This is a genomic window from Angustibacter peucedani, from assembly GCF_054779595.1.
On the sequence record NZ_BAAGXY010000138.1, the window covers coordinates 1 to 2265 of the forward strand.

Below are 2265 nucleotides of genomic sequence, written 5' to 3' on the forward strand. Positions count from 1 at the left end.
CCGTCGTTTGGGGCCAACTTTGACAGTGGCTACCAGAAAGCCAAGTACGCTGATGTTGCCGGTTATGTTTCCGGGGCGCAGGTGCTGTTTATCCCTCACGCGACGGCTTACCTTGATTCAGGGCTGCTTCATAAAATGAACTCGGTCACCATATCCGGTGGCCGCGTAACGCAGAACTCCACGATGAAGGATGTAAGTATCAGTGAGCGTGAGAGTACGTACACGTTCCCCGGAAGCCTCTGGCAGATATTTCCGTCAGGCCAGCGTAGTGGGGTGGGACTGCTCATAAGCAACAGCACTGACTTCACCTCAATAACCAATGCCACGCAGTCAGGGCAGTGTATCTGGAAGGGGACCGTCAATGTCCCCACAGGCGGCTGGGCAGTTCCCACGATAGCGGGGTACGACAAGTCCAAATATATCGTCTTTGGGCGCTGTAATAGCGGTAACACCGTCGATTTCGATGGCAACACGGTCAGGTTCTTCAGCCCTCCATCCACCAACGATGATGCTCCAACGACCGGCACGATAGATATTGTCATCTTTGCCAGTGGCGTGGCGCCGCAGCCGGGCACCGGGCTCAACATCTTCAATGCAGCCGGGGCCTGCACGTTTTCAACGACAAAGCGGCCTTTCGTCTACCTCAACCAGCTCTGGACGCCTTCAAAAAATGCCGTGAGCATCGGCAGCGGGTATGTTCCGCTGGGTAGGTTCGGGCTGATGGCTCACGAAGTTAATGGCATGTACGTGTATCGAATGTTCGGAATAAAAATACAGAACGGCAGTGCTTCAGTTCAGGGTGGGAAATATCTGGGGCGCGAGCGGTATGCAATTTTTGGTAATGACACGGTAACGCCACTGAACCTTCCCGTTCTTCCCGATATGTACGTCTGAATAAACAGTCTTTTTAATCAACCTCGCTTCGGCGGGGTTTTTTATTGCCTGGAGAAAATATGCTTTATAACACTGGCACCATCGCCATTAACGGAAACACCGCAACCGGCACCGGCACGAACTGGACGGCGCCAGCCAGTCAGATTCGGGTTGGCCAGACGTTGTTTGTTCTTTCTAACCCGGTACAGATGTTTCAGATCACCGCCATCAACAGTGCGACGTCACTGACGGTTACGCCTGCCGCGTCTCCGGCGTTGAGCGGACAGAAATACGGCATTCTTGTTACTGATAGTCTCTCGGTCGACGGCCTGGCGCAGAGCATGTCTCAGCTCATCAACGAGTATGACGAAAACATCGGCGCGTGGGAGACGTTCGCCACCACCTCAGCAAACCAGAACATCACCGTTACCATCAACGGCGCTCGTGTAACCATTCCGGCGATCGGCAAAATGGTCCAGAAAGGGAGCAATGGGGCGGTAGGAGTTTCGGACGGCGGGACCGGGGCAACGAATGCCGCTGACGCTCGCACAAACCTCGGTTTGGGAAGTAGCGCCACGAAGGACGTTGGAACAGCCGCAGGAAACGTCATGCAGGTAGGCGCATTCAACCTTGGCGCTATCCAGGGGGACGGTCCAACCCTCGATAATATGGACGGGTTCACGCCTACCGGATTTACCTCACATCAAAATGATGGTCTGACTCAGTTGGGCCTGACATCGAATACAGGACTAACTTCCATCATTCTCAATCGGGGCAACAGGCCAACCAGAATACATCAGGCATACTCTCTACGTCGTACCTGGTTTTCATATTACAGCGGGATCGCATGGGCCTATCACGAAGCTTACACGACTGGTAATACGACAAAATCAAGCGATGGTACTTTGAAGGCGGCGTCCCCTGTCGCCCGTATTGTAAAATCCCGTGAGGACTGCCAGCGTGAGGACATTGATTCTGACGGTTTCAGCTGGTGTGGAGGTGGAACTGCCAATGAAGAAGCTGAAGGGATCAAGATTTCAAGACTGGATGTTGGTGTTTATGTCCTGACTGGTTCAGCGGGACTGGCCTCTGAGGGCTGGCAGTTATTGCCACCAATGGACCCTGGCGGCATGGGGGAACTGGGTGTAGTTGAAGCTGAGCAGACAGAAGGCGGTGGGCTGACGATTCGGCTTTTTAAGCGGAAATACATACTCAACGAAGAAGGCGAAATTGTTAAAACGAAAGGGGCTCCTATAGATGTTCCTGCCAACAGCTGGATCGACGTTCGCCTCGATATGCCTGATGATTCTGCCTTTAATCAGAGGATGAGTCAGGGACTTGAGCCATAGCCGCACGTTGATTCCAGATACTGTTTTGCGGCATCTCTACACG

Annotated in this window: 2 protein-coding genes; both read left to right on the forward strand. The window is 53.3% G+C overall.

The window, feature by feature from the left end; translation table 11 throughout:
- Window positions 1-894, forward strand: an 894-nt coding sequence (locus ACYVJ4_RS17735; RefSeq protein WP_460461410.1) for a DUF6453 family protein, incomplete at its 5' end; no start/stop codon positions are given.
- A 59-nt stretch (window positions 895-953) separates the two neighbouring features.
- Entirely contained in the window at window positions 954-2222 is a 1269-nt protein-coding gene (locus tag ACYVJ4_RS17740; RefSeq protein WP_048248600.1) for a phage tail fiber protein, read from the forward strand.
- Window positions 2223-2265: the final 43 nt, after the last annotated feature.